The 25,998-nt window shown below is 53.2% G+C and carries 31 protein-coding genes; all 31 read right to left on the bottom strand.

Going from position 1 to position 25,998, the window contains the following annotated elements:
• Positions 1–12 precede the first annotated feature (12 nt).
• Entirely contained in the window at positions 13–1,104 is a 1,092-nt protein-coding gene (flhB, locus tag KNP71_RS01700; protein WP_029595695.1) for a flagellar biosynthesis protein FlhB, read from the bottom strand.
• Positions 1,101–1,871, bottom strand: coding sequence for a flagellar biosynthetic protein FliR (gene fliR, locus KNP71_RS01695; protein ID WP_021067135.1), 771 nt, complete (start codon positions 1,869–1,871; stop codon positions 1,101–1,103). Before fliR ends, flhB begins: the two co-directional genes overlap by 4 nt.
• A complete protein-coding gene (gene fliQ, locus KNP71_RS01690; protein ID WP_029595696.1) occupies positions 1,868–2,140 on the bottom strand; it encodes a flagellar biosynthesis protein FliQ in 273 nt (90 codons plus the stop codon). Before fliQ ends, fliR begins: the two co-directional genes overlap by 4 nt.
• 11 nt (positions 2,141–2,151) lie before the next feature.
• Positions 2,152–2,817, bottom strand: coding sequence for a flagellar type III secretion system pore protein FliP (fliP, locus tag KNP71_RS01685; protein WP_021067133.1), 666 nt, complete (start codon positions 2,815–2,817; stop codon positions 2,152–2,154).
• The gene (locus tag KNP71_RS01680; RefSeq protein WP_021067132.1) at positions 2,814–3,308 is read right to left on the bottom strand and encodes a flagellar biosynthetic protein FliO; all 495 of its coding nucleotides are present in this window, start codon (positions 3,306–3,308) and stop codon (positions 2,814–2,816) included. Before KNP71_RS01680 ends, fliP begins: the two co-directional genes overlap by 4 nt.
• Positions 3,305–3,670 (bottom strand): response regulator, encoded by a 366-nt coding sequence (locus tag KNP71_RS01675; RefSeq protein ID WP_021067131.1) that lies wholly within the window; start codon positions 3,668–3,670, stop codon positions 3,305–3,307. Before KNP71_RS01675 ends, KNP71_RS01680 begins: the two co-directional genes overlap by 4 nt.
• A gap of 12 nt (positions 3,671–3,682) precedes the next feature.
• Positions 3,683–4,798 carry a flagellar motor switch phosphatase FliY gene (gene fliY, locus KNP71_RS01670; protein ID WP_029595697.1) on the bottom strand — a complete coding sequence of 372 codons (1,116 nt, stop codon included), beginning with the start codon at positions 4,796–4,798 and terminating at the stop codon, positions 3,683–3,685.
• Positions 4,795–5,784 carry a flagellar motor switch protein FliM gene (gene fliM / locus KNP71_RS01665; protein ID WP_021067129.1) on the bottom strand — a complete coding sequence of 330 codons (990 nt, stop codon included), beginning with the start codon at positions 5,782–5,784 and terminating at the stop codon, positions 4,795–4,797. Before fliM ends, fliY begins: the two co-directional genes overlap by 4 nt.
• 9 nt (positions 5,785–5,793) lie before the next feature.
• Positions 5,794–6,243: a flagellar basal body-associated FliL family protein gene (locus KNP71_RS01660; protein WP_021067128.1), complete on the bottom strand. Its 450-nt coding sequence runs from the start codon at positions 6,241–6,243 to the stop codon at positions 5,794–5,796.
• Complete coding sequence (locus tag KNP71_RS01655) at positions 6,236–6,454, bottom strand: flagellar FlbD family protein (protein ID WP_021067127.1); 219 nt, start codon at positions 6,452–6,454, stop codon at positions 6,236–6,238. Before KNP71_RS01655 ends, KNP71_RS01660 begins: the two co-directional genes overlap by 8 nt.
• A complete protein-coding gene (gene flgG, locus KNP71_RS01650) occupies positions 6,454–7,245 on the bottom strand; it encodes a flagellar basal body rod protein FlgG (RefSeq protein WP_021067126.1) in 792 nt (263 codons plus the stop codon). Before flgG ends, KNP71_RS01655 begins: the two co-directional genes overlap by 1 nt.
• 11 nt (positions 7,246–7,256) lie before the next feature.
• Positions 7,257–7,688 carry a flagellar hook capping FlgD N-terminal domain-containing protein gene (locus KNP71_RS01645; protein WP_021067125.1) on the bottom strand — a complete coding sequence of 144 codons (432 nt, stop codon included), beginning with the start codon at positions 7,686–7,688 and terminating at the stop codon, positions 7,257–7,259.
• Positions 7,660–8,706, bottom strand: a complete 1,047-nt coding sequence (locus KNP71_RS01640; protein WP_241764592.1) for a flagellar hook-length control protein FliK — start codon at positions 8,704–8,706, stop codon at positions 7,660–7,662. Before KNP71_RS01640 ends, KNP71_RS01645 begins: the two co-directional genes overlap by 29 nt.
• Before the next feature lie 20 nt (positions 8,707–8,726).
• The gene (locus KNP71_RS01635) at positions 8,727–9,287 is read right to left on the bottom strand and encodes a MotE family protein (RefSeq protein WP_021067123.1); all 561 of its coding nucleotides are present in this window, start codon (positions 9,285–9,287) and stop codon (positions 8,727–8,729) included.
• Between the two features lie 4 nt (positions 9,288–9,291).
• Positions 9,292–9,726, bottom strand: a complete 435-nt coding sequence (locus tag KNP71_RS01630; RefSeq protein WP_021067122.1) for a flagellar FliJ family protein — start codon at positions 9,724–9,726, stop codon at positions 9,292–9,294.
• Positions 9,723–11,042, bottom strand: a complete 1,320-nt coding sequence (gene fliI / locus KNP71_RS01625) for a flagellar protein export ATPase FliI (protein ID WP_035385679.1) — start codon at positions 11,040–11,042, stop codon at positions 9,723–9,725. The genes KNP71_RS01630 and fliI overlap by 4 nt, the downstream gene beginning before the upstream one ends.
• Positions 11,029–11,751 carry a FliH/SctL family protein gene (locus KNP71_RS01620; protein WP_214713793.1) on the bottom strand — a complete coding sequence of 241 codons (723 nt, stop codon included), beginning with the start codon at positions 11,749–11,751 and terminating at the stop codon, positions 11,029–11,031. Before KNP71_RS01620 ends, fliI begins: the two co-directional genes overlap by 14 nt.
• Entirely contained in the window at positions 11,735–12,742 is a 1,008-nt protein-coding gene (gene fliG, locus KNP71_RS01615; protein ID WP_021067119.1) for a flagellar motor switch protein FliG, read from the bottom strand. Before fliG ends, KNP71_RS01620 begins: the two co-directional genes overlap by 17 nt.
• A 5-nt stretch (positions 12,743–12,747) precedes the next feature.
• Complete coding sequence (fliF, locus tag KNP71_RS01610; protein ID WP_021067118.1) at positions 12,748–14,316, bottom strand: flagellar basal-body MS-ring/collar protein FliF; 1,569 nt, start codon at positions 14,314–14,316, stop codon at positions 12,748–12,750.
• A 21-nt stretch (positions 14,317–14,337) separates the two neighbouring features.
• Positions 14,338–14,622, bottom strand: a complete 285-nt coding sequence (gene fliE, locus KNP71_RS01605) for a flagellar hook-basal body complex protein FliE (RefSeq protein ID WP_021067117.1) — start codon at positions 14,620–14,622, stop codon at positions 14,338–14,340.
• A gap of 13 nt (positions 14,623–14,635) precedes the next feature.
• Positions 14,636–15,064, bottom strand: a complete 429-nt coding sequence (gene flgC / locus KNP71_RS01600; RefSeq protein WP_021067116.1) for a flagellar basal body rod protein FlgC — start codon at positions 15,062–15,064, stop codon at positions 14,636–14,638.
• A 2-nt stretch (positions 15,065–15,066) separates the two neighbouring features.
• Positions 15,067–15,435 carry a flagellar basal body rod protein FlgB gene (flgB, locus tag KNP71_RS01595; RefSeq protein ID WP_029595702.1) on the bottom strand — a complete coding sequence of 123 codons (369 nt, stop codon included), beginning with the start codon at positions 15,433–15,435 and terminating at the stop codon, positions 15,067–15,069.
• 273 nt (positions 15,436–15,708) lie between these two features.
• Positions 15,709–16,488: a GTP-sensing pleiotropic transcriptional regulator CodY gene (codY, locus tag KNP71_RS01590; protein WP_016508279.1), complete on the bottom strand. Its 780-nt coding sequence runs from the start codon at positions 16,486–16,488 to the stop codon at positions 15,709–15,711.
• 37 nt (positions 16,489–16,525) lie between these two features.
• Positions 16,526–17,896 carry an ATP-dependent protease ATPase subunit HslU gene (gene hslU / locus KNP71_RS01585; protein WP_029595703.1) on the bottom strand — a complete coding sequence of 457 codons (1,371 nt, stop codon included), beginning with the start codon at positions 17,894–17,896 and terminating at the stop codon, positions 16,526–16,528.
• The gene (gene hslV / locus KNP71_RS01580; RefSeq protein ID WP_029595704.1) at positions 17,893–18,441 is read right to left on the bottom strand and encodes an ATP-dependent protease subunit HslV; all 549 of its coding nucleotides are present in this window, start codon (positions 18,439–18,441) and stop codon (positions 17,893–17,895) included. The genes hslU and hslV overlap by 4 nt, the downstream gene beginning before the upstream one ends.
• Before the next feature lie 11 nt (positions 18,442–18,452).
• Entirely contained in the window at positions 18,453–19,334 is an 882-nt protein-coding gene (locus tag KNP71_RS01575; RefSeq protein ID WP_029595705.1) for a tyrosine-type recombinase/integrase, read from the bottom strand.
• Between the two features lie 186 nt (positions 19,335–19,520).
• Positions 19,521–20,879 carry an FADH(2)-oxidizing methylenetetrahydrofolate--tRNA-(uracil(54)-C(5))-methyltransferase TrmFO gene (trmFO, locus tag KNP71_RS01570; RefSeq protein ID WP_051627734.1) on the bottom strand — a complete coding sequence of 453 codons (1,359 nt, stop codon included), beginning with the start codon at positions 20,877–20,879 and terminating at the stop codon, positions 19,521–19,523.
• Positions 20,831–22,927 carry a type I DNA topoisomerase gene (gene topA / locus KNP71_RS01565; protein ID WP_021067110.1) on the bottom strand — a complete coding sequence of 699 codons (2,097 nt, stop codon included), beginning with the start codon at positions 22,925–22,927 and terminating at the stop codon, positions 20,831–20,833. Before topA ends, trmFO begins: the two co-directional genes overlap by 49 nt.
• A 65-nt stretch (positions 22,928–22,992) precedes the next feature.
• Positions 22,993–23,784, bottom strand: coding sequence for a DNA-processing protein DprA (gene dprA, locus KNP71_RS01560; RefSeq protein ID WP_021067109.1), 792 nt, complete (start codon positions 23,782–23,784; stop codon positions 22,993–22,995).
• A gap of 54 nt (positions 23,785–23,838) precedes the next feature.
• A complete protein-coding gene (sucD, locus tag KNP71_RS01555; protein ID WP_021067108.1) occupies positions 23,839–24,756 on the bottom strand; it encodes a succinate--CoA ligase subunit alpha in 918 nt (305 codons plus the stop codon).
• A gap of 12 nt (positions 24,757–24,768) precedes the next feature.
• Entirely contained in the window at positions 24,769–25,929 is a 1,161-nt protein-coding gene (sucC, locus tag KNP71_RS01550; RefSeq protein ID WP_029595707.1) for an ADP-forming succinate--CoA ligase subunit beta, read from the bottom strand.
• Between the last annotated feature and the right edge of the window lie 69 nt (positions 25,930–25,998).

Genomic DNA, 25,998 nt, shown 5'->3' with positions numbered 1-25,998 from the left:
ACATACTCCTCCTCAAGACGGTTGTTTCAATTGATAGACGAATGCGAGCACTTCGGCGATCGCCTGATAAAACGACTCGTCAACGACTTCCCCGATATCCATTTGGGCGTACAGCGCACGGGCCAACGGTTTGTTTTCGACAATCGGGATGTCATGTTCTTTGGCCACGTCACGGATATTGAAGGCGACGCGATCGACCCCTTTGGCGACGACGAGCGGCGCGAAGTCTTTCGTGTCGTCGTACCGGATGACGACGGCATAATGGGTCGGGTTGGTGATGACGACATCCGCGTTCGGAATTTCTTGCATCATGCGGCGCATCGCCATCTCCCGCTGTTGTTGTTTGATTTTCGATTTGATGAGCGGATCACCCTCACTGTTCTTATACTCGTCTTTAATATCTTGCTTCGACATACGAATCGATTTCTCAAAGTCGAATCGTTGATAGAAGAAGTCGAGCAACGCGAGTGCGAGCAAGGCCACGCTCACCCATAGTCCGAGTTCGATCGTGATATGGGCGAGCGCGATGACCGATTCACGGATATGTTCGACCGCCATGCGGGACAGCTCTTTTTGATTCTGCCAAAGCACGGCGACGGCAGTCGTCAGGATAATCAATAATTTGAATAAGGACTTTAAAAATTCGACGACCGCTTTCATACTGATAATCCGTTTGACCCCTTTAATCGGATCGATTCGTTCGAGTTTCGGTTGAATCGCTTCCGCCGAGAACAACGTCCCGATTTGAAGGTAGTTGATTAAAATCCCGAACACGACGGCGACCGCGAAGAACGGGCCTACAATCAGTCCGACCCGAAGCAACAAGTCGGTGAGCATGCCGGACAATCCGTTGGACAGATCGAACAGCAAGTAGTTCGGACCGAGCAACTCTTTCGTCACACTGAACAACTGTTTGCCGAGATACGGTCCTAAGAACGATAACATGAGAAACATCGCGAACAAGGCGAAGGCACCGGTCAAATCGGCTGACTTGGCCACTTGGCCTTTCTTGCGCGAATCCTCTCGTTTGCGTGGTGTTGCTTTTTCGGTTTTTTCTCCTGCAAAAAATTGAAGATCGACCGATAAGGTATATAGAGGCTTCATGAGGCGTCTCCTAGCACAGTCATAAAATCACGTAACACTTCTTGTAGAATCGGGATGAATTGGCTGATGCCGTTCAAGGTCAAGCCCATCATGACGACCATGACCGAAAATCCCGCAATCAGCTTGAATGAAAATCCGATTGCAAAAATATTGAACTGCGGCGCCGATTTCGCCAAGAACCCGAGCGCCATGTCGACGAGCAAGAGCGACGCCATGAGCGGAAAGGCAAGCTGCAAGGCGACCATCATCGTCATCGTGACGACCTTGACGGCCATCATGAGTGACGCTTCGCTAAAGTCGATGATCGGCTGACCCGGCGGATAAATTTGAAAGCTATAATAGATGCCATCAATCAGCAACAGATGTAAGTTGCTCGACAGCATGATAAACAACGTAAAAATATAATAGAATCGACCGATCAGCGGCGACTGGCCTCCGAACATCGGGTCATAGGCCGATGCCATCGCGAGTCCGAGCTGTAAATCGATGACGCCACCCGCAATCTGAGGCGCAAAGAATAAAATGTTAATCAAAATACCGAGCACTAACCCGATCAACACCTCGTACAACACCTGTAAAATATAGGCTTGACCGAGATCGAGCGGCTCTGTCACCGTGAACATCGCATAGTACGCTAAAAAGGCACTGAACGCGACGCGATGCATGACCGGCAGTTGCCGGGATGAAAATAACGGGACGCTCACGAAAAAGCCGGAAAGACGGGCAAACGTCAATCCATAGAGACTGATGAAATCGACCGCGTTCATTTCGAGGCGACCTCGACCATCAGTTCAAAAATCAAACGGGTGAACCCTTCAATCTGTTGCAGCATCCAAGGCCCAAAGACGACGAGTCCGATAAAGACCGAGACAATCTTTGGGACGAACGATAGCGTCTGCTCTTGAATTTGTGTCGTCGCCTGTAAAATCGAAATGACGAGACCGACGACGAGCGAGATCAATAAGAGCGGCATCGAGATTTTCAATAACGTCCACACACTCTCCGTCGCCAAATAAATGATCATTTCCTGCGTCATATTCGTTCCTCCTACATACTTCTAAGCAAGGACTCCACAATCAAGTGCCATCCATCCACCAACACAAACAGTAACAATTTGAACGGCAATGCGATCATGACCGGCGGAAGCATCATCATCCCCATTGACATGAGGACACTCGCCACGACCATATCGATAATCAAAAATGGCAAGAAGATCATGAATCCGATTTGGAACGCCGTTTTTAACTCGCTAATCGCATAGGCCGGGACCATCGCGAGCAGCGGGACATCTTCGACCGACTCAGGTTGCTCATAGTTCCCATATTTAATAAATAATTGCAAATCCTCTTGGCGCGTATATTGGGCCATGAACCGCTTCATCGTATTCCCCGCCTCTTCGAACGCCTCGTCTTGGCTGATTTCGTCGTCCATATATGGCGACAACGCCTGATCATTCAACTCCGATAGTACAGGCGACATGACGAACAACGTGATGAACAGGGCGAGCCCGATAATCAGCTGGTTCGGTGGCGTCTGCTGCGTCCCGAGTGCCGGGCGGATGAACGAAAGCACGACGACGACCCGTGTGAAACAAGTCATCAAGATTAAAAACGATGGCGCGAGCGTGAGCAAGGTGAGCACGACCAACAATTTGATCGAGGTCGATGTACTGTCTGGCGTCTCCAAGTTGATTAATTGTTCAATCGTCGTCATCGTTTCTTCCTCACTTCTTCAATCTGGGCCAACTGTTGTTTAAACGTGTCGAGGAAAGCCGACGAGTTCGACTGGTTCAAGGTCGGGGCATCGAGCGCCGCCTCGTCCATCGCTTCGGCATCAATCCGGTCAAGCAATTGAATTGAGTCGCCGACACCGAGCACGTACACTTGTTCACCGAGCTTGACGAGTTGCACCGAACGGTCTTTGCCGAGCGGGACACCACCGAGATGGGTCAAATGCTGAGCCGACTTCACGCCTTGTGTCCGTGCGTTCAACCATCGCACGAGGACGAGGAACCCACCGATGACGACGACCAGGCTCAAGATGAGCTTGATGGCCGTGCCGACCGATGAGACGGCCGATGTGACCGGTTCCTCTTTCGTGTCTGGTTGTTGCTGTTCGAACTGTTGGTCGACGGTGGCGGCCTCGACCGTGGCCGGGACGAATAACCCAGCCACGAGAAGGATAATCAACCACCACTTGTTCATTGTGCGACCGTTTTTGAGACTGCCTCGACGACGCGTTCAGCGTTGAACGGTTTGACGATAAAGTCTTTTGCTCCTGCTTGAATCGCATCGATGACCATCGCTTGTTGTCCCATCGCCGAACACATGATTACTTTCGCGTTCGAATCGAACCCGCGGATTTCCTTCAAGGCTGCCAAGCCGTCCATTTCTGGCATCGTGATGTCGAGCGTGACGAGATCGGGCATGAGCTCACGATATTTCGCGACTGCATCGACACCGTTCTCCGCTTCTCCGACGACTTCAAATCCATTCTTTGTCAAGATATCCTTAATCATCATGCGCATGAACGCCGCATCATCTACCACTAAAATTTTTGCACTCATTGTTCTTCCTCCTTAAACGATGCCAATCCGCTCGTGCGGTTGGATAATTTCTGTTACACGGACGCCGAAGTTCTCTTCGATGACGACGACTTCGCCGCGGGCGATCCGTTGTTGGTTCACATAAATATCGACCGGCTCACCGGCCAACTTGTCGAGTTCGATAATCGAACCTTGTGACAGCTCAAGCACTTCTCGGACCGAACGTTTCGTCCGTCCGAGTTCGACCGTCACGTTGAGCGGCACGTCATACAACAATCCCAGATTCGCTGGAATCGAGTCGTTCGTCGCCGGTGCGTGGAGCGGCATGAACTCGGCCTGGCTGACCGCGACTTCCGGTACCGACTTCGCTGCCGGACGAACCGGTTGTTGGGCGGCGGGAGCCGGTGCCTTCGGCGCTTCCTGCTTCGGCGCGGCCGGGGCAGCTGCCGGAGCTGGTGCGACAGGGGCTGGCGATGTGGCGGCCATCAGTTCGTTGACAAGTTGTTTCCCGAACTGGACCGGGGCGATTTGAACGATTTTCGAATCGATTAACGTACCGACCTTCAAGTTGAACTCGATTAAGACCATCGTCTCCCAAAGCTCGAGGCGGTCGATAATCGTCTGGTTCTTCGTCGCATCGAACACTTCGACGAGCGGTGGTGAAATATCAATCTTTTTCGAGAATACGGTCGACAATGATGTCGCTGCCGCACCCATCATTTGGTTCATCGCTTCTTGCACGGCCGAGAGTCGAATTTCATCGAGTCCTTCCGGATCGACGCCAATCCCAGTTCCACCGAGCATCAAGTCTGAGATGATGGCGGCGTCTTCACGTGTCAATACGAGCACGTTCTCGCCTTTCAAGCCTTCCGTATAGCCGACTCGAAGTGCCACGTGCGGCGTCGGATAACGCTCACGGAGCGCATCGATTGTGACCTCACTGACGATTGGAGTCGTGATTTCTACTTTTTGTTGCAGTAACGTCGATAGCGCCGTCGCCGAGTTACCGAACGAAATATTCCCGATTTCCCCTAAGGCGTCGCTTTCCATCGAATCAAGATGTTCTTCAGGATTCGCCTCCGGTTTTGACGACTCGCTCGTCCCGCGCAATAACGCGTCTATTTCATCTTGTGACAACATCTCACTCATTGCTCTTCCTCCTTCACCCGGTGGAGCACTTGGACCGCCATCCGCTTCCCGCTCACACCGACTTGCCCTCTGAACACTTTATTTTCCCCTACCATGATCGATAACGGGTCTTTCACCAATTGATCGAGGGTCAAACAGTCCCCGACCTCTAAATGCAACAAGTCACCGAACGTGATCGTCGTCTCCCCGAGCAGGGACACGACCTCGACCGACGAGTTCATCAACTGGGCTTTGAGCGGTTCTTTGCTGTTCCCGCTCGCATTACGGCGATTGGCCTCTTGCATCCAGTAATGACTCGATAGTTTCGATAACACCGGCTCAATCGTCACGAACGGTAAGCAGACGTTGATTGTCCCGCTCACTTCGCCAATGGTGACACCGATCGAGACGAGGACGACCGTCTCGTTTGGCGAGACGAGTTGGAGGAACTGGGGATTGACCTCGACCGCTGTCATCTCTGACTTGATCTCGGCAATCGATTCCCAGGCGTCTCCGTATCCTGCAAACGCTCGTTTATATAATTGCGTCAAGATGCGCATCTCGATTTCCGTGAAGCTCTCGACTTTTTCAATCTCGACCCCGGGACCGCCGAGTAGGCGATCGAGCATCGCGTACGAAATGTTCGGATTCACTTCGATGATGAAACGGCCGTTGAGCGGCGGCGCTTCAATCAAGTTGATCATCGTCATGCTCGGAATGGAATGAATGAATTCGTCATAAGGAAGCTGCTCGACCGAGTTGACCGTGAACTGGACGTATGTCCGGAGCTGGGCCGAGAAGAACGTGGTCAGCATCCGTGTGAAATGCTCATGAATCCGGGTCAAGCTTCGGATTTGGTCTTTCGAGAAGCGGACCGCCCGTTTAAAGTCATACTGCCGGACTTTCCGCTCTTCTTCCTGGGCCAAAAAGGAGTCGGCTTCGACGTCGCCACTGCTTAACGCCGATAGCAAGGCATCAATTTCTTGTTGAGATAAGACTTCTCCCATGATGCCACCTCACTGTATGATTTTCTTCGTCATGTAGACTCGTTGGACCTCACCTGACTCCAACAGTCCGTTTAGTTGTTTGCGGAGCGACTGCTCAAACTTCTGCATGTCTTCTTTCGTCGTGAGCTTCGCTTTCGTCATGCCGGCCAAATCGCCGAGGATGACGTTATGCACTTGGAACTTTCGAAGTTCGAGATCTTCTTTCGTCTCCGCAGCATCCGTCACGATTGTGAACTGGACGTTGATGAAACGCTCATCTTGGATGTTCGTCGTCATATCGTCCGTCGTGAAGCTGCGTTCGGCCAATTCTTCGGCGGTGACAGGTTTCGTCTTCGCCGTCACGTTGTCACCGAACAAGTATTTATAAGTCATAAATCCGGCCCCGCCCATGACGAGCAGGACGACTAGCAGGATGAGCACCATCTTCATGGCGCCGCCTTTTTGTTTTTCTTCACTCATCTTCTTCACCTCGTATGCCTATCGTTCCAACCAGACCGACCGAGGCATAGAACGCCGTCGTCCGGTCGATGATTTGTTGTTTCGTCTCGCGGACGATATACGTCTTTCCGTTATACAAGTGAATGATCGTATCGGGCTCGGCTTTGACCGTCTCGATGAACAAGGCGTTCAGCACAAGTTCTTCACCCCGGAGCGTCGTGACGCGAATCATCAGCGTTTCAAGTTGACGAGTTCTTGGAGAATCTCGTCCGATGTTGTGATGATTCGTGTGTTCGCTTGGAAACCACGCTGCGCGACAATCATTTCTGTGAACTCTTCCGACAAGTCGACGTTCGACATCTCGAGCGCACCCGAGACGAGTTCGCCACGCCCATCTTGTCCAGGGATACCAATGTTCGGCTCACCTGAGTTTTGCGATTGAATGAAGTTGTTCGCGCCGACTTTTGACAATCCGGCGTTGTTGGCGAACGTGACGACTTGGATTTGGCCGACGACTGTCGAAGCTCCGGCGTTATCGACGTAGCTGACTTGTCCGTCTTTCCCGATTGAGAGCGACTTCGCACCGGCAGGGATGTTGATTCGGTCTCCTGTCATGCTGAGGACATACGCACCGTCTCCGTTGACGAGGTCTCCTGTGTTATCTGTATAGAAGTTACCTGCCCGCGTGTATTGTGTCTGGCCGTTCACGTCCAAGGCGAAGAATCCTTCTCCTGAGATCCCGACATCAAGCGCTCTCCCTGAGTTTTGCATGGCGCCTTGGTTATAGACGTTATCGACGGTCGCCATCGTGCCCCCGAGACCGACTTCTTTCGGATTGACCCCACCGCTGACACCGTTCGCCGCCGTCGCACTACCGACTTGTTGGCTGACGAGGTCTTTGAACGTGACCCGGCCCTTTTTATAGCCGAACGTGTTGACGTTGGCGATGTTGTTCCCGACGACGTCAAGCTTCGATTGGAAGTTCTTTAAACCACTGATTCCTGAGTACATTGCTCTTAACATGATGAATCCTCCTATGCTTGTTTGATGGAAGTGATGTTGTACACGTTGACGGACGTTCCGTCTTCAAGGTCGGCCACATAGCCGGCTTCGGTCTTCGAAATCGAGAGAACACGTCCCGAGCCTTTAATCGTCTCGGTTTCCGTTTCGTTTGTATAAGCGACCGTTTGCCCGATCATATTGCTGAACTCCGAAATCGAGGCCATTTGTCGATCGACGAGCGCGGAATCGAGTTGTTTCGAAATCGTCTGCATCTGTTCGAGTGAAGAGAACTGAGCCATCTGAGAGATGAACTCACGGTCTTCCATCGGTGACATCGGGTCTTGGTTGGCGAGTTGGGCGAGCAACAGTTTCAAGAACATGCTTTGATCGTATTGGTTCGTCGCTTTCGGCATCGATTGATCCGGTAGCGTATAGTCATTCGTCTTCGGCTGGATTGTCGTCATCGTCAGGGTCTCCTTTCGGTTGTTCATGGTGTTCCGGTTCAGGTTGGTCGAACTCATTGAAGCTCGAGTTTTTCGTCTCTAGCGCTTGTTGGGTCAAGTTGACCTCGACGCGGACGTTCGGGTTCGCGGGCTGGAGCGTCTGTTGCAACTGTCCTAGTTGTGATTGCAATAACTGCTTCGCCTCTTGGTTACTCGCAAACAGCTTGACGACGAGTTCTCCGTTCTGCCGTTCGAGTTTGACGACGAGTTCCCCTAACTGTTCCGGATAAAGACGGACCGTGAACACTTTCGACCCATCGGCCCCGCTCTTGAACGGTGCCCGGTGCAAGGCCGCTTCGATGCGGGCCTGCATGTTTTCAGGTAATGAGCCTTTCGAGGCGTACATCACCATCTCAGAATCGATATTCGGTTTCGACCACGTCATGCTTTTCGGCATCCAGTCGGTTTCTTTGATCGGCTGTTGCATCTGTGCGGGTTGCGTTTCAGTTTGTGTCATACCGGGTAAAGGTTTTGGGGTCTGTCCGAGCGTCCCTTTAAACTGCGCAACGACTTGCTGGATGATGCGCACGTTCTCCTCTACTTGATCGACCGGCACCGTTTGGACGAGTGTGTCCGTCTCTTTCTTCGTGAGCGTAAACGAGAGCGTCGGCGCTGCCGCTTGGCTTGTGATCAGTGCAGGGATTGCGTCCGGGGCCTTGGCCGTTGCAGGCTCCGGGGCGACTTGATTCAAAATTCCGATATAGGCATCCATGAACTTGCGATACGCATCGGCCGGCAACGACTTCAACCATTGCAGGCTATCCGGCTGTTGCAGCCACTGCTCTAACCGATTCGATACGTTCTCGAGCGGGAGTGATGCTTCGTCTTCCGGAACAGCCATAGCTTCAGGCGACGAGGTCGGCGTCGTTCCGAGCATGGCCGAGAGCAATTCTAAAAACTGTCCGGTCGGGGTCGCACTCGCGTCCCCGCCTTTTTGTGGTGCCCCTTGCATCGATTGGGCCAGTAAGGCGATATTCATCATCATGTCCTCCTTTCCAGTCACTGGAGCAACTGGGTGACGACGGCGGCCTGTTGGGCATCCATCCGTCCCAATATGTCGGCTTGTTGCTTCGGCGACAATTCCTTCAATAGGTTCGCCACTTGCGGACTCTCGAGTTCGTTCATGATGGCAGCGGCTTGTTTCGCTGACATCTCCTCATAGACACGAGACACGTCCGAGGTTTCTTCTTCGACCGCACTGGCCGTCGCCAATTCCGCGACGAGTCGGTCACGTTCCTGAATCAACTTCGAGACTTCTTCTTGTCTAGCCTTCACTTCGTTCGTCAACTCGGCGTTATCGGCCCGAAGCTTCTCAATCTCGGCATTCGCCACTTTCAAGCGATTCGCGGCATCAGTATCCACACCGGTCACGTTCACGTTCGTCTTCACTTTTTCTTCCGGCTCTTGTTTTGAACCGGTCTCTAGAAACGGGACCGATAACAACGGACGGTCCATCGCATAGTTCATGACGACAATCCCTCCAACGAGTAGAAAGATGGCCGGGACGAGAACGAGCGCGACCAATAGCTGTCTGCCTCGCTTCGTGTTGTCTTTTTCCATCGGTTTACTTCCCTTTCCCGTGATGAATCACTGCCAACTCATCGATGAAATGCTGTTCGATGAGCTTTGTCGCGGCCACTTCATCTTGACTGACTTTTTCATGCAACGTTACATATTTCTTTTCCTCGACGACTTTTCCGAGCAGACGTTCCTGCGACAAATGGTAGCGGTTACGCGCCTGCTGGACGACGAGTTGTTGTGTCTCGATTTGGCGTTTCAACCGTTCGCGTGTCTGTTCACGGTATTGCGACATGAGCAAATCAATGACGCCAGCTTGTTCGTCTTGACTCTTCATGAGCGACTCGTACGTCAACACGAGCCGATACAGCGTCTCCATCTCTGTCTCGAACCGCGCTTTATGTTGTCTCATCTCCGTCGCCGACTCTTCTTTCTCATGTTCTGCGATCGGCATGATGCGCTCTAACAATAATCTGTTCATCGTTCACCTCGCACGATTTGGGCCAGGCGCTCTAACGATTCCTCAAGCGGGGCCTCTTCTTCGATGGATTGCTTTAAAAACGTCAACAAGTTCGGATACTGCTCGATGGCGGTATCGATGGCAGGGTTCGTCCCTTTTTTATAAGCACCGATATTGATTAAGTCTTCGGCATCCAAATACGTGGCCAGCCAACCCCGGAACGTCTGCGCGACCTCCCGATGCATCGGCGTGGCAATTTGGTTCATGACGCGGCTGATCGACTTCAAGACGTGAATCGCCGGGAACTGTCCACGGTTCGCGAGCGAGCGGTCCATGACGAAGTGTCCGTCTAAAATCCCGCGCACCGCATCCGCAATCGGCTCGTTCATATCGTCCCCGTCGACGAGGACGGTATAGAACGCAGTAATCGATCCTGTCACGGCGGTCCCGCTTCGTTCTAACAGTTGCGGCAGCATCGCGAAGACGGAAGGCGTATACCCTTTAGACGTCGGTGGTTCCCCTGTGGCGAGTCCGATTTCACGTTGCGCCATGGCGAACCGGGTCACCGAATCCATCATGAGGACGACTTCTTTACCTTGATCGCGGAAGTATTCGGCGATGGCTGTCGCCGTATAAGCTCCTTTCAACCGCACGAGCGGCGGTTGGTCGCTCGTCGCCACGATGACGACCGAGCGGGCCATCCCTTCTGGTCCGAGTTCTTTCTCGATGAACTCTTTCACTTCCCGGCCACGCTCTCCGATCAAGGCGATGACGTTGATGTCGGCCGATGATCGTTTGGCAATCATGCCGAGCAATGTCGACTTCCCGACGCCGGAACCTGCGAACAATCCGACCCGCTGTCCTTTCCCGACTGTCAAGAGACCGTCGATGACGCGAACGCCTGTCGAGAGGACGTCTAAAATGCGGGGCCGCTCAAGTGGGTTCGGCGGCTTACGAAGCACGTCGTAACGTGCGCCAGGCGTGTCACCCTCACCGGACAACGGACGGCCGAGACCGTCGAGCACTTGGCCAATCAACTCGTCGCCGACCGGCACTTGAAGCATCCGGCCTGTCCCTTTGACCATACATCCCGGTGCGATTTGCGTCGTTTCGCCGTAAGGCATGAGGAGGACGCGTGCCTCATTGAATCCGACAACTTCGGCTTCGACGTGTTGACCGGATGGTAGCTCGATCAAACAACGTTCTCCGATAAAAGCACTCGGTCCATTCGACTCGATCATCAGACCGACGACCCGACAGACGCGTCCGACTTTTCGGACGTACTCGTCATCGGGCGAGGACACAATCGACTCGAGCACGCGGTCAATAAGCGCCATCGGCCAGGACCTCCTCGATTTTGGAACGTACGCGATCAAAGCTATAGCTCAAATCGAGCTCATCCCCGTGATGAGGGGTCTCAATCCTTACGCTCGTCTCATCCAAGCCTGCATCCGCCCGGTATTTGATGCCCGGGCCGTCTGGAATGACCCAGTCCGCTTCAAAGCGTTGGATCGAGGCGAGTCGCGTTGGATGGACGTACACCGTCAATGATTCCGCATCGAGTTGACGGAGCAACTGTTCACGGACACGATCGGCGAACAACGCCTCATCGTTTCGGACGAGTTCTGTCGTCACGCGAGCGCTGACCTCGACGGCGAGGGCGACGAGCTGTTGCTCGGCGTCCCGCCATTTCGTGTCAAACAACTGCTCGAGTTCGACGCTGACCGTGTTTAAGCGGGTCGTCAATTCCTCATACTCGGCCTTGCCGTCCCGTCTTCCTTGCTCAAAGCCTGCGTCGTAGCCTTCTTGTCTAGCCGACACGAGCACTTCTTCCCGTAAGTCGGCGAGTTCTTGTTCCATCGCCGTGCGGCGCGCTTCGAGTGTGGCTGCTTGCTCGTCTAGTTTCGCACGCGTTTGGGCCAACCGCTCCCGCTCTTCATCCTGGTGTAGCATACTCACCGGCTCGAGGAACGGCTTTGAATCAATCCGTTGCGGCTCGAGTGGTGTCGCATAGTGGCGTTTGATTACGTTAGACAACGATGTCATCTCCTCCACCGCGGCTAATCACGATTTCTCCGACGTCTTCTAGGCGACGGATGATGCCGACGATACGGCTTTGTGCCTCTTCGACGTCACGCAACCGGACAGGCCCCATGAATTCCATGTCTTCTTTGAACGTTTCGACCATTCGTTGCGACATGTTTTTGAAGATGATCTGTTTGACTTCGTCGGACGAGACTTTGAGGGCGAGCAAGAGATCGTCGTTCGCCACTTCGCGGATAATCCGCTGAATCGCCCGTGAATCGAGTGTAACGATATCCTCGAAGACGAACATCCGTTTTTTGATTTCTTCGGCCAATTCCGGGTCTTCGATTTCAAGCGCATCGAGAATCGTGCGCTCGGTCGTACGGTCGACGCCGTTGAGCACTTCGACGACCGCCTCGATGCCACCAGACTGGGCATAATCTTGCATATCCGTTTGGGACAAGTTCTTCTCGAGAATCTGTTCAATCTCATGAATCACGTCCGGGTTGAGTCGGTCCATCGTCGCGATCCGCTTGGCGACTTCCGACTGAATCTCAGGCGGGAGCTCAGACAAAATTTGTCCTGACTTGACCGGTTCCAAATGCGCCAAAATCAAGGCGATCGTTTGCGGATGCTCGTTTTGGATAAAGTTCAACAGCTGTTTCGGGTCGGCCTTGCGGGCGAACTCGAACGGTCGGACTTGAAGCGTCGAGGTGAGGCGGTGGATAAGGGCCATCGCCTTCTCTTCTCCGACCGCTTTCTCGAGCACCGTTTTCGCGAATCCGATGCCCCCTTGCGTGATATAGCTCTGCGCCATGGCGAGCTCGTGGAACTCGCCCATGATGGCTTCTTTTTGTTCGGATGATACTTTTTTCAACGCCGAAATTTGTAGCGTCAATTGCTCCATCTCTTCTTCGGACAGATGCTTGTAGACGCTTGCTGCCACTTCAGGTCCAAGCGAGATCATGAGCATGGCCGCTTTTTCTCGGTTCGGTTGTTTGGCGTAATTCACAGTACTCACTCCTCAGACATCCATGTACGGAGAAGTTTGGCGAACTCTTCAGGGTTGCTCTCTGCCAATTTCTCCAACTGTTTCTTCTTGACGGCCCCTTCGCCCCGTTCTTCGAGGTCGAGGTCCGGCACTTCGTCTTCATATGGGACTTCCCACTCGTTCGACTCGGCGACTGGTTCGCGGTTGCGCTTGCGCATCGCGAAGAACAAGAGCGCGAGCAAGACGACGGCACCGGCTGCGGCGGCATACATCCACCATTGGGTCGGTTGTTCGACCACGGCCGCTTCTTCCGTTTCTGCGAACGGACGTGAGACGACGACGACTTTCTGTTCAAGTTCCGCCTCAGTGAGTGCCTCTCCGGTCTTGGCGAGTGACGTCCGGATAATCGAGTACATCATCGTCTCGAGGTCACCCTCGAGTTGAGGGTCGATTGTCGTCGCCCCGTTCGGTGGTTCGACGATCAATTGGACGCCGAGGTCACGAATCGAGTACGGTGCGTTCTGAATCTGTTTCGTGATTCGGTTGACTTCATAATTGATGATTTCATGATTCTTTTCGCTCTCTTCTTCCCCAGTGCCCGTAGCGGCCGGGAAATTGACCGTATCGTTCTCGGCCGTCCCGGCAGCAGTTGCTGCGCCGGTTCCGCCTGTATACGCTTCAGCAATCCGCTCGGCCGAAGTGACGATGCCTTCCATGCTGTCCTCATTGACAGGTGTCACGAGGTTTTGCTCTTCAGCCGCTTGCGTCGTGTCGATATCAGCTGTGACCGAGACGAGCACGCTTCGTTCGCCGAGCAACACCGACAACATTTGTTGAATCTGTTGACGGACATCTTTCTCGACTTGGCGTTTCAAGACGAGCGGGTCGGTCGATGATCCACCGGCCGTCGTCGTCTGGTCTAAATCGTAATACGTGAAATATTGGTCCATGACCGATATGTTTTCAGGTTTCAAGTTCGGTACGCTCTTACTGATTAAATGATAGAGCCCTTTCACCGTCGCCGGCTCGAGATTCGTACCAGCTCCTAAATTTAAGACGATGGAGGCCGTCGGTTCACCTTGATCTTCGGCCAAGAAGACCGATTTCTCTGGAATCGAGATGATGACTTTCGCCTGGTTGATTCCTTCGATTTGCGTAATCAACCGTTCGAGCTCGGTCTGCATCGCGCTCCGTTCGATGACGGCCATCTCACGGTCCGTCGTTCCGAAGCCAGCGTTCTCGCTAAAGAAGCTATAATCGATTGCACCCGACTTCGGGATGCCTGCTGCCGCCAGACTGACTTTCAGTTGGTCGACTTGCTCACTCGGTACGTATACACTGACACCGTTCGAAGTCGCTTTAATCTCAGCCTTTACTCCGTCGGCCGTCAACTGTTCCGTCACCTCGCCCGCTTCTTGAGCGGACAGGTTCGTATAGAGCGGGGCCATGTTCGGGCGCGACAGCCAGACGGTCAAGAGCACCGCGACAAGAATCACGCCGACGATGACGAGACCCCAAATGATTTTTCGGTTCGTTTTCATCGTTTGAAGCGAACCGGTCAGTGAACCGAATCGTTCTTTTAACTTTTCATTCATCGCTACTCGTCATCCTCTACTTTAAACTTGCATTCGCATCATTTCTTGATAGGCCTCGACCGCTTTGTTCCGCACCTCTATGGCGAGCTGCATCGCAATCGATGACTCTTCGCTTTGAATCATGACTTGATGTAAATCGGCTTTGCCGACGGCAAGATCGGCTCGGGCCGAGCTCGTCGCTTGTTGGACGTCATTTAATGAGCGCATCGCCTCGTTCAAATACGTTCCGAACTGGGATGGCGTCTCTTTCACAGCCGGCGCGACTGTCGGTTGTGTGCCAATCAATTGAATGGGGTTAATCTGCATCCTCGATCACTCCTTATCCTTTACCAATTTCCATCGCTTTGACGAGCATCGCCTTCGTGGCGTTCATCGCGGCGATGTTCGCCTCGTACGACCGTGTCGCTCCCATCAAATCGACCATTTCTTTCAACAGGTCGACGTTTGGCATCTGGACATAGCCCCGGTCATCCGAATCAGGATGGCTCGGGTCATAGACGAGCTTGTACGGGCTCTCATCTTCCACAATCTGTGAGACTTCGACCCCGCCGCTGACAGCGGACAGCTGTTGGCGAAACGGTGCTTCCTGCATCACGGTCATCTTTCGCGTGTACGGTTGCCACTCCCCGTCAACTAACTTGCCGCGTGTCGTCTGGGCGTTCGCGATGTTCGCGGACACCGTGTCCATCCGTAACCGCTGCGACGTCAGTGCCGTCGCCGAGATATGAAAACTATCAAACATGCCCATCGTCAACGTCCTCCTCTAATGACGGTTTTGAGTCCGCCGAGCCGGCGGTTCAACTGTTCCATCACCGCTTCGTATTGAAGCTGGTTCCGTGCCAACTCGCTCATCTCGTAATCGAGATCAACGTTATTGCCGTCACTTCGCATCGCGCCTCCGGCCCGGTCCGTGATCGTCGTCGCCGAGCGCTCACTCGGACGACCGCCTGCCAGCTTGAGACGCATCTCGTTGTTCAGCGTCTGTTCAAACACGGCCTGCTTCGCCCGGAAGTTCGGGGTATCGATATTCGATAGGTTATGGCTGATGACTTTTTGATTTACGACCGAATGATTGATCGCTTGCTTCATTAATTGATAGTCGCTACCGATCCAGTTCATGCGTTTCACTCGCTTTCACTAAAAGAATGCATGTATATACCTTATTTGGAAAATCCACTATTTCATTGAAACAAATCTGTAACAGTGTTGAAAGATATTTTTATTAAAACAGGTAAATGCTGTCTTCTGTTTTTGTCGAATTTACGACGAATTCTGAAAATAATTACTTTTGCACTAAAAAAAGTCGCTCCCATTACGTCGGGAGCGACTTTGTAAGTCTAAAGTCCTAATTCGATAGACTTTCTAGTATTCGTCAGTTGAATCTAGTTTATTTCAATTCGATTTCAACTTTTGTAATTCGAACAAGAAGTTGTCATTCAGTATCTTAATATACGTTCCTTTCATACCGAGAGAACGTGACTCGATGACACCCGCACTTTCCAATTTACGGAGTGCGTTAACGATGACCGAACGAGTGATTCCCACACGGTCGGCAATTTTGGAAGCAACTAGTAAACCTTCGTTGCCACCAAGCTCTTCGAAGATGTGCTCGATCGCTTCAAGCTCAGAATACGAGAGCGAGTTGATCGCCATTTGGACGACCGCTTTTTTACGGGCTGACGCCTCCGCTTCGGCCGCTTTCTCACGAAGAATCTCCATCCCTACGACGGTCGCGCTATATTCGGCCAAGACGAGGTCATCTTCCGTGAACTCGTTGTTGAGCCGACCGAGCACGAGTGTACCGAGACGCTCGCCACCACCGATGATTGGAACGATCGTCGTCATCGAGTCGAGGAACAACTCACGGTTCTCGACCGGGAACGCCGTATACTCACTGTCGATGCCGATATTTTCCGTCGTCTCTTTGACGTTGAACAAGTTTGAGGCGTATGGCTCCGGGAATTGACGGTCGACCAAGAACGCCTTCATGCGTTCGTTCTCGATTTGTTGTTTGATGGCAAAGCCGAGCAAACGGCCCCGACGACTGACGATGAACGTGTTTGCTTCGAGTACTTCGCGCATCTTATCCGCCATTTCTTTAAAGTCTACGTGCGCGCTTGCCTCTTGTTGAAGCATCGTGTTCAATTGGCGTGTTTTGTCTAGTAAGTTCATAATTCTTATTTTCCTCCCTGTATGTGCATACAGAATCTTATAGTATAAATTGGCTAAGGTCTCGATCTTCCGCAATCGAGCCGACTTTCTCTTTCACATAGGCCGGTGTGATTTGAACATGCGTTTGTGGCATGTCGGCCGCCTCGAACGACAAGTCCTCGAGGACGCGCTCCATAATCGTATACAGACGGCGGGCCCCGATGTCATCCGTCTCTCGGTTGACGTGCGTCGCGATGCGCGCAATCTCTTCGATGGCTGGATGCGTGAACTCGACGCTAATCTCCTCTGACTCGAGGAGTGCCGTGTACTGCTTGATGAGCGCCTGGGACGGCTCCGTCAAAATCTTGACGAAGTCCTCTTCGGTCAGGCTGCTCAGTTCAACGCGAATCGGGAAACGTCCTTGGAGCTCAGGAATCAAGTCGGACGGCTTCGCCATATGGAATGCTCCGGCGGCGATAAAGAGCACGTGGTCCGTCTTGACCGGTCCATACTTCGTGACGACGGTCGATCCTTCGACGATTGGCAAGATGTCACGTTGGACGCCCTCTCGTGAGACGCCGGCATGATCTTGCGACTTCGTCGCAATCTTGTCGATCTCATCGACGAAGATGATACCCATCTGCTCACTACGGCGCACGGCCTCGTCATGAACTTCGTTCATATCGAGCAAACTCTCTGCTTCCTCGGCGACGATGAGCGGACGTGCTTCGCGGACCGGCAACTTGCGTTTCTTCCGTTTCTTCGGCACGATTTGACCGAGCATGTCCTGCAAGTTCGATAAACCTTCCATGCCTTGCCCTTGGAACAAGTCGACGGTCTGCTTTTCTTCGAGATTGACCTCGATTAATCGTTCTTCGAGTTCACCGAGCTCGAGCAAGCGACGCAACTGTGCGCGGTCGGACGACTGCGTGTTAGTCGGCTCTTCGGTCTTTTGAGCTTGGCCGCCGAACAACGCCTCGAACGGGTTCGATGCGGTCGGTTCGACTTTGGCCTTGCCTTGCAAAGCGTCAAGGATGCGTTCCGTCGCAGCGACTTCCGCTTGCTCTTTCACGCCTTCTTTCTTCTCTTCCTTCACGAGACGGACCGACGCCTCGACAAGGTCACGGACCATCGATTCGACATCGCGGCCGACGTAGCCGACTTCAGTGAATTTCGTAGCCTCGACTTTGACGAACGGCGCGCCAACGAGTTTGGCCAAGCGGCGTGCGATTTCCGTCTTCCCGACACCGGTCGGGCCGATCATCAAGATGTTCTTCGGTGTCACTTCATCACGCAGGTCGGCACTCAATTTTTGGCGACGATAACGGTTGCGGAGTGCGATCGCGACGGCGCGCTTGGCATCCTTTTGTCCGATGACGAAGCGGTCTAGTTCCGCTACGATTTGGCGTGGTGTCAGTTCACGTTTCATTCAGAATCGCCTCCGATCGTTTCTACGATGACTTGGTCGTTTGTATAGACGCACAACTCTCCGGCAATCTCGAGAGCGGCGCGGGCTATGTCTTCCGCTGATTTCTCAGGCGAATGGCGTACGAGGGCGCGCCCGGCAGCGAGCGCATAGTTCCCGCCCGAACCGATCGCTAAAATGCCATCATCCGGTTCGATCACTTCGCCGTTCCCAGACACGAGCAGTAGGTGCTCACGGTCCATGACGATCAAAAGCGCTTCGAGTTGACGGAGCATCTTATCCCCGCGCCACTCTTTAGCCAGCTCGACGGCCGCACGCGGCAAGTTCCCGTTGTACATCTCTAGCTTCGATTCAAACTTCTCGAAGAGCGTGAATGCGTCGGCCACGCTTCCGGCGAACCCGGCGACGACCTTACCGCCGTAGAGACGTCGTACTTTTTTGGCCTTGTTTTTCATGATGACGGCGTTTCCGAACGTGACTTGTCCATCCCCGCTCATGGCACCCTGCCCGTTGTGGCGGACTGCGAAAATCGTGGTTGCGTGAAACATCTGATGACCTCCTACTTTCTCGGATGTGTGGCTTGATAGACCGCTCGCAAGCGCTCCGTCGAGACGTGAGTGTAACGACCCGTCGTCGAGAGTGACTCGTGACCGAGCAACTCTTGGACGGCACGGAGGTCAGCCCCGCGCTCGAGCAGGTCCGTCGCAAAACTATGACGGAGCGAGTGAGGCGTCAACGGCTTATGCAGGCCGCCTTGCTTCCTCAGACGCTTCATGACGTAGCGAATTTGGTCTGTTGTCACTCGATTCCCTTTTTGACTGAGGAATAATGCCGTTTCTTGGGGGGAAGCGCATGTTTGGCGCACGTCGAGGTAACGATCGAGCGCCGCGATGGCGAACTGTCCGATTGGGATGTAGCGTTCTTTCTTCCCTTTCCCGACGACATGCACGAAGGCGAGGTCGGCATCGTAGGACGACACGTCCATCCCGCACAACTCAGCGACGCGCATGCCCGTCCCGTACAACATCTCGACGATGGCGACGTCACGGGCCCGCAGGAACGGATCATCTTGTCCGTCCGCGGTCGCGATGAGCTGTTCGACTTCGCTAGGCACGGCGAACGTCGGCAGCGTCTTGCGCCGTTTCGGAGACGTTAGTCCGTGGAACAGAGGCTCGACACCCGTCTCACGTGCCACAAATTTCCCGAATTGCTTGAGGCACGATACTTTTTGGGCGACCGTCGTCGTGGCGCTGTCGGTCTCATAAAGGGCATATAAATAACGCCGCGCCGACTGCACATCATACGGATTTTGATGTGTCGATTGGCAATAAGCGGCGTACTGGTCGAGCGTCTGCTCGTAAGAGCGTTTCGTGTGAGGAGACAGCCGGCGTTCGACTTGGCAATAGCGCAAAAATGACTGTTGATCGTCACCGAATCCCATTCTCTCGCCCCCTCGTTTTCAACTTAAAAACGCATGTTCTCGTCAAATCGAAATTAGCATAGCATACCCCGTCAGAGGTGACAATAGATAGCCCCTCAATAATCTGAAAATTTTCAAAGTGTTGTACAAATTACACAATTGAAATTTAAATTCACAAAAAAGGAGCCAAAAAATGGCTCCTTTCCCTTAAATCTCTTTATATTGCTGAATCGTTTCAAGGGCACGGTTCGCGTAACGTTCGTACCGTTCTTGTTTCTTCATCTTCTGCGGTGCATCCTCGAGCGACGGCACGAGACCGAAGTTTGCGTTCATCGGTTGGAAGTGCTTGCCGTCCGTCGTCGTGATATAGTGCGCCATCGAACCGAGCATCGTCTCGCGTGGCAAGACGACGAGGTCTTCACCGGCAATCAGTTTCGCTGCGTTAATCCCAGCGAGAAGTCCTGACGCCGCCGATTCGACGTACCCTTCCACACCGGTCATCTGCCCGGCGAAGAACAACGTGTCGCGTGTCCGCGCCTGATACGTCGGTTTCAACAGGCTCGGTGAGTTGATGAACGTGTTCCGGTGCATGACACCGTAGCGCACGATCTCCGCGTTCTCGAGACCCGGGATGAGTTGAAGGATCCGTTTCTGTTCCCCCCATTTGAGGTGGGTTTGAAAACCGACCAAGTTGAACAGCGTGCCGGCCGAGTTATCTTGCCGTAACTGCACGACCGCGTGCGGACGTTTGCCCGTCTTCGGATCTTCGAGGCCGACGGGTTTCATCGGTCCGAACAAGAGCGTCTTCTTGCCGCGTTGGGCAAGAACTTCAAACGGCATGCAGCCTTCGAAGTAAATCTCTTTCTCGAACTCTTTGAGCGGGACGACCTCTGCTTTGACGAGCTCGTCGTAGAACAAGTCGAACTCTTCTTCCGTCATCGGACAGTTGAGGTACGCCGCCTCACCTTTGTCGTAACGTGATTTCAAGTATACCTTGTCCCGGTCAATCGTCTCGCCGTCCAAAATCGGCGCCGCGGCGTCGTAGAAGTAAAGGTAATCTTCACCTGTGAACGCTTTGAGCGAAGCCGAGAGGTCCGGTGACGTGAGTGGACCGGTCGCCATGATGACGATCCCGTCCGGAATCGCCGTGATCTCTTCGTTGTGCACGGTCACGTTCGGATGGTTCTTCAACGTGTCCGTCACGAATCCGGCGAAGTCATGACGGTCGACGGCGAGAGCGCCGCCGGCCGGTACACTTGCCGTGTCGGCCGCTTTCAAGATGAGCGAGTCGAGCGTGCGCATCTCTTCTTTCAAGACGCCGACCGCGTTTTGTAGCCCGTTCGCTCGAAGCGAGTTCGAGCAGACCAGTTCAGCGAATTGGTCCGTATGGTGTGCCGGTGTTTTTCGGACCGGTCTCATTTCATACAAATCGACTTGAATTCCGCGTTTCGCGAGTTGCCAAGCCGCCTCGGAGCCGGCGAGGCCCGCTCCGATCACAGTTACACGTTGCTGCAAAGTTAATCCTCCTCTAACTGATGTACCTCGGCATGGGTACAGTTCGTACATTGATATTTCACACCGTCTTTAATTTTTTTCTCGACCATCATCTTACCACATTCCGGACACGGTTTCGCGACCGGCTTGTCCCATGAGACGAACTCACAGTCTGGATAGTTCGAGCAACCGTAGAACAGACGACCCTTCTTACTGCGTCGTTCGACGACTTGTCCGTCTTTGCAGCTCGGACATGGGACGCCGATTTCGACTTGTACCGGTTTCGTGTTCGTACAGTTCGGGAAGTTCGAGCATGCCATGAATTTCCCGTAACGGCCCATCTTGATGACCATCGGCGAACCGCACACTTCGCAGTCGATGCCGGCCGGTTCATCTTTCACTTCGATTTTCTCAATCTCTGACTCGGCTCGTTTCAGACGTTTCTCGAAACTGCGATAGATTGGAGCGACGACTTCCGTCCATTCGACTTCCTCGTTCTCAATCGAGTCGAGGAGCGTCTCCATGTCGGCCGTGAACTGGACGGTGATAAAGTCGTTGAAGTACTCATCGATCATCTCGATGACGAGTTCGCCAAGTTCTGTCGGGACGAACTTCTTCTCTTCAAGGACGACATATCCGCGTTTTTGAATCGTATCGAGCGTCGGTGCATACGTCGACGGACGACCGATTCCGAGTTCTTCCATCGCCCGAACGAGACGCGCCTCACTGTAACGTGGCGGCGGCTGTGTGAAGTGCTGCTTCGGTTCGATTGTCTCGAACTTGACGAGGTCATCCACTTCGAGCGGTGGGAGCAACCCTTCTTTCTCCGGGTTCGTGTCTTCGATATCTTCATCTTTCGATTCGATATACACTTTCATGAAACCAGGGAATTTGACGGTCGACCCGTTGGCACGGAAAATCATGCCGTTCGACTCGACGTCGATTTTCACCGTGTCGAGGATGGCCGGCGCCATTTGGCTCGCGACGAGGCGCTCCCAAATCAACTTGTACAAGCGGAGCTGGTCACGCGACAAGTACGCTTTCACCGAGGCCGGGTCGCGTAACGCCGAAGTCGGACGAATCGCTTCGTGTGCGTCCTGGGCGTTCGCGGCTTTCTTCTCTTTTTGCTTCTGCAACGCGACGTACTCTTCTCCGAATGTGGATTCGATATACTCTTTCGCTTCCGCTTTCGCCAAATCTGAGATACGCGTCGAGTCGGTACGCATATACGTGATCAAACCGACGGTGCCTTCTTTCTTCCCGAGGTCGATCCCTTCGTATAGCTGTTGCGCGAGCATCATCGTCTTCTTGGCACGGAAGTTCAATTTACGAGCCGCATCTTGCTGGAGCGAGCTCGTCGTGAACGGGAGCGACGCGTTGCGCTTCCGCTCTTTCTTCGTGACGTCGATGACTTTGAATGAGTCGTCAATCGCTTTGAGCACCGCGTCGGCATCTGCCTCGCTCTTGAGCTCCATTTTTTTCCCGTCTTTACCATAAAACGAAGTCTCGAACGATTCGCCTTCATGGTTGAGGGTGAGTTTGATGGTCCAATACTCTTCTGGGTCGAAGGCATTGATCTCCCGCTCCCGGTCGATAATCATTTTAACGGCCACGGATTGAACGCGTCCGGCCGATAATCCTTTTTTGACTTTCTTCCATAGTAATGGGCTCATCCCGTATCCGACGAGACGGTCCAAAATTCGACGCGCCTGCTGGGCGTCGACGAGGTCATGGTTGATTTTACGCGGGTGTTTGAACGACTCTTTAATCGCATCTTTCGTGATCTCGTTAAAGACGACGCGACATTCCGTCGTTTCGTCGACACCGAGGGCACGTGCTAAATGCCAAGCAATCGCTTCCCCTTCGCGATCCGGGTCAGCCGCGAGAAAGATTTTCGTCGCTTTTTTGGCTGCCGTCTTCAATTCTTTCAAAACTGGGCCTTTGCCACGGATCGTGATGTACTTCGGTTCGAAGTCATGTTCCACGTCGACACCGAGTTGACTCTTCGGTAAATCGATGACGTGACCCATAGATGCCTTGACCGTGTAATTCGATCCTAAATAACGTTTAATTGTTTTCGCTTTCGCGGGTGATTCGACGATCACCAAGTATTTTGCCATACATCTGCTCCCCTTTTAGAGGTCATTTAAATCCCTACCATAATATTCATGTTGTCGATGGTTTGTCAACGTCCAATCCTTGAACATGTTAGAATTTGATCGGCAGTCGTCAATGGAATCGCCCCGTCTTCAATCAATTGATTCGGACCAGCCGCGAGCGGATCGAGCGGGCTTCCAGGCACCGCGAATACCGTCTTTCCTTGCTCGAGGGCATGTCCGACCGTGTTCATCGTCCCGCTCTTTTGACGAGCCTGGATGACGACGAGACGATCGGCAAGTCCGCTGACGAGACGATTTCGTTCTAAAAATTGAAATTTTTTGACAGGTGTTTCCGGTGTGTATTCCGTGAGGAGTAACCCGTGTCGCGAAATCCGCTCGAACAAGGGCGAATGGACCTGTGGATACAAGTGCGAAAAGCCCGCTCCGAGGATGGCGATGGTCGGCCGGTCATGATCGAGCGACAGCTCATGGACGAGACCGTCGATGCCGAGCGCCCCACCCGAGACGGAGACAGTTTCTTCTATTAAAGGACGGAAATGTTCGACGAGTCGTCGGCTGATACGATTCAATTCACGGCTTCCGACCAATGCGGTCGTTTGTTGATGTAGTACCTCTAAATCACCTCGATAAAACAAACAATATGGCGGATTCGGAATATGGAGCAGCGCGGACGGGAACAATTCATCCTCCCACGTCAAAAAACGGTCGTACGTGACCGTGGAACGAAGCGCCCGTTCTGCTTTGCTTCGGACGCTCGGATGGAACTGCTGCATGTTCATATGCGCGTGCGACAAGTAATGATGGACGAACTCGACCGGCAACCGTTCGGCTGCGAATCGAGCGATTGTTTGATTCATCACAATCACCTCTAAAAAAATGAGGGATGCCGCGCATCCCTCATTCCGAATGGTTTACGTTGTCGGTTGACCCGTCACGCAAGCTTCATACAAACCTTGTTGTTTCAACACCCGGATGAGCGTCTCTCCGATGACGGCAGGCGTCTCGGCGACTTCAATCCCGTTGGCGTTCAACGTCTTAATTTTCTCAGCAGCTGTACCTTTTCCGCCTGAGATGATGGCGCCGGCATGGCCCATCCGCTTGCCTTCAGGGGCTGTTTGTCCACCGATGAAACCGATGACCGGTTTCGTCATGTTCGCTTTCACCCATTCAGCAGCTTCTTCTTCAGCCGTTCCACCGATTTCACCGATCATGATGACCGCTTTCGTGTCCTCGTCTTCATTGAACGCTTGGAGCGTGTCGATGAAGTTCGTTCCGTTGACCGGGTCTCCACCGATCCCGACAGCTGTCGATTGTCCGATTCCGGCAGTCGTCAACTGATGGACCGCTTCGTATGTGAGCGTCCCTGAGCGCGAGACGATGCCGACGTGGCCTTTCGTGTGGATATAGCCTGGCATGATGCCAAGTTTCGCTTCCCCTGGCGTGATGATCCCCGGGCAGTTCGGTCCGATGAGACGGGCCGGTTTGTCCTCGAGGTAACGCTTCACTTGAATCATGTCGATGACCGGGATACCTTCTGTGATACAGATGATCAACTCGATGCCGCTATCGGCCGCTTCCATAATCGAATCGGCTGCGAACGCAGGTGGCACGTAGATGATTGACGCGTTCGCGCCAGTCGCTTCGACTGCCTCGGATACGGTGTTGAAGACCGGTACGCCGTCAAGGACGGTCGTGCCACCTTTACCAGGTGTCACCCCTCCGACCAATTTCGTGTTATATGCCAGCATCTGTTCGCCGTGGAACAGACCTTGTTTCCCCGTGATCCCTTGAATGATTACTTTTGTATCTTGATTCGCCCAAATACTCATGTCGTTTCCCCCTTATCGAACGAGTGCCGCGATTTTTTCTGCACCGTCAGCCATCGAGCTCGCCGAAGTGATCGCAAGTCCAGATTCATCGAGAATGCGTCGTCCCGCATCCACGTTCGTGCCTTCTAACCGGACGACGAGTGGCAAATCGAGACCGATTTCTTTCGTCGCCGCGACGATACCTTCAGCAATGATGTCACACTTCATGATGCCACCAAAGATGTTAACGAAGATTCCTTTGACTTGGTCGTCTGACAAAATCAATTTGAACGCTTCCGTTACTTTTTCTTTCGTTGCACCGCCGCCTACATCGAGGAAGTTAGCGGGTTCGGCGCCGTAATGCTTGATGATATCCATCGTCGCCATGGCCAAGCCAGCCCCGTTAACGAGGCAACCGATGTTGCCGTCGAGCGCGATATAGCTAAGGTCGTGTTTTGACGCCTCGACTTCACGCGGATCTTCTTCTGTCGTGTCGCGAAGGTCGACGATGTCTTTATGACGATAAAGCGCGTTGCTGTCGAAGTTGAGCTTCGCATCAAGTGCGATGACGTTGCCGTCTTTCGTCGTGACGAGCGGGTTGATTTCCGCGATCGTGCAATCTGTCTCGACGTACACTTTATACAATTTCATGACCATGTCGCTGAATTTGTTGACGAGTTTGGTCGGCACTTCCATCTTGAACGCGAGACGGCGTGCTTGGAACGAACGGAGTCCGACGACTGGGTCGACGACTTCTTTATGAATCTTTTCAGGTGTATGTTCAGCGACTTCCTCGATGTCCATACCGCCTTCTGATGAACCCATGATGACAATTCGGCCGATCGAACGGTCAAGCACAAGTCCTAAGTAAAATTCTTGGTCAATGGCAGAGCCTTCTTCAATGTAAAGGCGTTGCACGACTTTTCCTTCTGGTCCAGTCTGATGCGTGACGAGCGTCTTGCCGAGAATCTCTGACGCGTACTGTTTGACTTCTTCATCTGACTTCGCAAGTTTGACACCGCCGGCTTTACCGCGGCCTCCTGCGTGAATCTGAGCTTTGACAACTTTTAGTTCACCGTCTAGCTTGGCGGCGGCTGAGACTGCTTCTTCAACCGTGAACGCTGGATAGCCCGTAGGTACGGCCACTCCAAACGCCCGAAGCAATTCTTTCGCCTGATACTCATGGATATTCATTTCGTTTCCCCCTTAGTCCCCTTTAATATCGGCACGTCTATTGTAACGAAAAACTGAAAGCGCTGTCTA

The organism is Exiguobacterium sp. s56 (genome assembly GCF_018618255.1).
Taxonomy (GTDB): Bacteria; Bacillota; Bacilli; order Exiguobacteriales; family Exiguobacteriaceae; genus Exiguobacterium; species Exiguobacterium chiriqhucha.
This window is presented reverse-complemented; position numbering and strand designations above follow the sequence as displayed.

What these genes read in the sequence shown, in the direction of transcription:
- sucC (WP_029595707.1), bottom strand. Translation starts at nt 25,929, where the DNA reads ATGAATATCCATGAGTATCAGGCGAAAGAATTGCTTCGGGCGTTTGGA.
- fliR (WP_021067135.1), bottom strand. Translation starts at nt 1,871, where the DNA reads ATGAACGCGGTCGATTTCATCAGTCTCTATGGATTGACGTTTGCCCGT.
- hslU (WP_029595703.1), bottom strand. Translation starts at nt 17,896, where the DNA reads ATGAAACGTGAACTGACACCACGCCAAATCGTAGCGGAACTAGACCGC.
- flgG (WP_021067126.1), bottom strand. Translation starts at nt 7,245, where the DNA reads ATGTTAAGAGCAATGTACTCAGGAATCAGTGGTTTAAAGAACTTCCAA.
- flgC (WP_021067116.1), bottom strand. Translation starts at nt 15,064, where the DNA reads ATGGGCATGTTTGATAGTTTTCATATCTCGGCGACGGCACTGACGTCG.
- KNP71_RS01630 (WP_021067122.1), bottom strand. Translation starts at nt 9,726, where the DNA reads ATGAACAGATTATTGTTAGAGCGCATCATGCCGATCGCAGAACATGAG.
- codY (WP_016508279.1), bottom strand. Translation starts at nt 16,488, where the DNA reads ATGAACTTACTAGACAAAACACGCCAATTGAACACGATGCTTCAACAA.
- KNP71_RS01645 (WP_021067125.1), bottom strand. Translation starts at nt 7,688, where the DNA reads ATGACGACAATCCAGCCGAAGACGAATGACTATACGCTACCGGATCAA.
- fliF (WP_021067118.1), bottom strand. Translation starts at nt 14,316, where the DNA reads ATGAATGAAAAGTTAAAAGAACGATTCGGTTCACTGACCGGTTCGCTT.
- fliE (WP_021067117.1), bottom strand. Translation starts at nt 14,622, where the DNA reads ATGCAGATTAACCCCATTCAATTGATTGGCACACAACCGACAGTCGCG.
- sucD (WP_021067108.1), bottom strand. Translation starts at nt 24,756, where the DNA reads ATGAGTATTTGGGCGAATCAAGATACAAAAGTAATCATTCAAGGGATC.
- fliM (WP_021067129.1), bottom strand. Translation starts at nt 5,784, where the DNA reads ATGGGAGAAGTCTTATCTCAACAAGAAATTGATGCCTTGCTATCGGCG.
- flgB (WP_029595702.1), bottom strand. Translation starts at nt 15,435, where the DNA reads ATGAACTGGATCGGTAGCGACTATCAATTAATGAAGCAAGCGATCAAT.
- fliI (WP_035385679.1), bottom strand. Translation starts at nt 11,042, where the DNA reads ATGGCGCTTATTGACCGCGTGCTCGAGTCGATTGTGTCCTCGCCCGAT.
- KNP71_RS01640 (WP_241764592.1), bottom strand. Translation starts at nt 8,706, where the DNA reads ATGAATATCGCCTTACTGGCCCAATCGATGCAAGGGGCACCACAAAAA.
- KNP71_RS01680 (WP_021067132.1), bottom strand. Translation starts at nt 3,308, where the DNA reads ATGAACAAGTGGTGGTTGATTATCCTTCTCGTGGCTGGGTTATTCGTC.
- fliQ (WP_029595696.1), bottom strand. Translation starts at nt 2,140, where the DNA reads ATGACGCAGGAAATGATCATTTATTTGGCGACGGAGAGTGTGTGGACG.
- trmFO (WP_051627734.1), bottom strand. Translation starts at nt 20,879, where the DNA reads ATGTACGAACTGTACCCATGCCGAGGTACATCAGTTAGAGGAGGATTA.
- KNP71_RS01660 (WP_021067128.1), bottom strand. Translation starts at nt 6,243, where the DNA reads ATGAGTGAAGAAAAACAAAAAGGCGGCGCCATGAAGATGGTGCTCATC.
- KNP71_RS01655 (WP_021067127.1), bottom strand. Translation starts at nt 6,454, where the DNA reads ATGATTCGCGTCACGACGCTCCGGGGTGAAGAACTTGTGCTGAACGCC.
- KNP71_RS01635 (WP_021067123.1), bottom strand. Translation starts at nt 9,287, where the DNA reads ATGGAAAAAGACAACACGAAGCGAGGCAGACAGCTATTGGTCGCGCTC.
- KNP71_RS01675 (WP_021067131.1), bottom strand. Translation starts at nt 3,670, where the DNA reads ATGAGTGCAAAAATTTTAGTGGTAGATGATGCGGCGTTCATGCGCATG.
- KNP71_RS01575 (WP_029595705.1), bottom strand. Translation starts at nt 19,334, where the DNA reads ATGGGATTCGGTGACGATCAACAGTCATTTTTGCGCTATTGCCAAGTC.
- dprA (WP_021067109.1), bottom strand. Translation starts at nt 23,784, where the DNA reads ATGAATCAAACAATCGCTCGATTCGCAGCCGAACGGTTGCCGGTCGAG.
- flhB (WP_029595695.1), bottom strand. Translation starts at nt 1,104, where the DNA reads ATGAAGCCTCTATATACCTTATCGGTCGATCTTCAATTTTTTGCAGGA.
- topA (WP_021067110.1), bottom strand. Translation starts at nt 22,927, where the DNA reads ATGGCAAAATACTTGGTGATCGTCGAATCACCCGCGAAAGCGAAAACA.
- hslV (WP_029595704.1), bottom strand. Translation starts at nt 18,441, where the DNA reads ATGTTTCACGCAACCACGATTTTCGCAGTCCGCCACAACGGGCAGGGT.
- fliY (WP_029595697.1), bottom strand. Translation starts at nt 4,798, where the DNA reads ATGAGTGAGATGTTGTCACAAGATGAAATAGACGCGTTATTGCGCGGG.
- fliP (WP_021067133.1), bottom strand. Translation starts at nt 2,817, where the DNA reads ATGACGACGATTGAACAATTAATCAACTTGGAGACGCCAGACAGTACA.
- KNP71_RS01620 (WP_214713793.1), bottom strand. Translation starts at nt 11,751, where the DNA reads ATGACATCGTTGTCTAACGTAATCAAACGCCACTATGCGACACCACTC.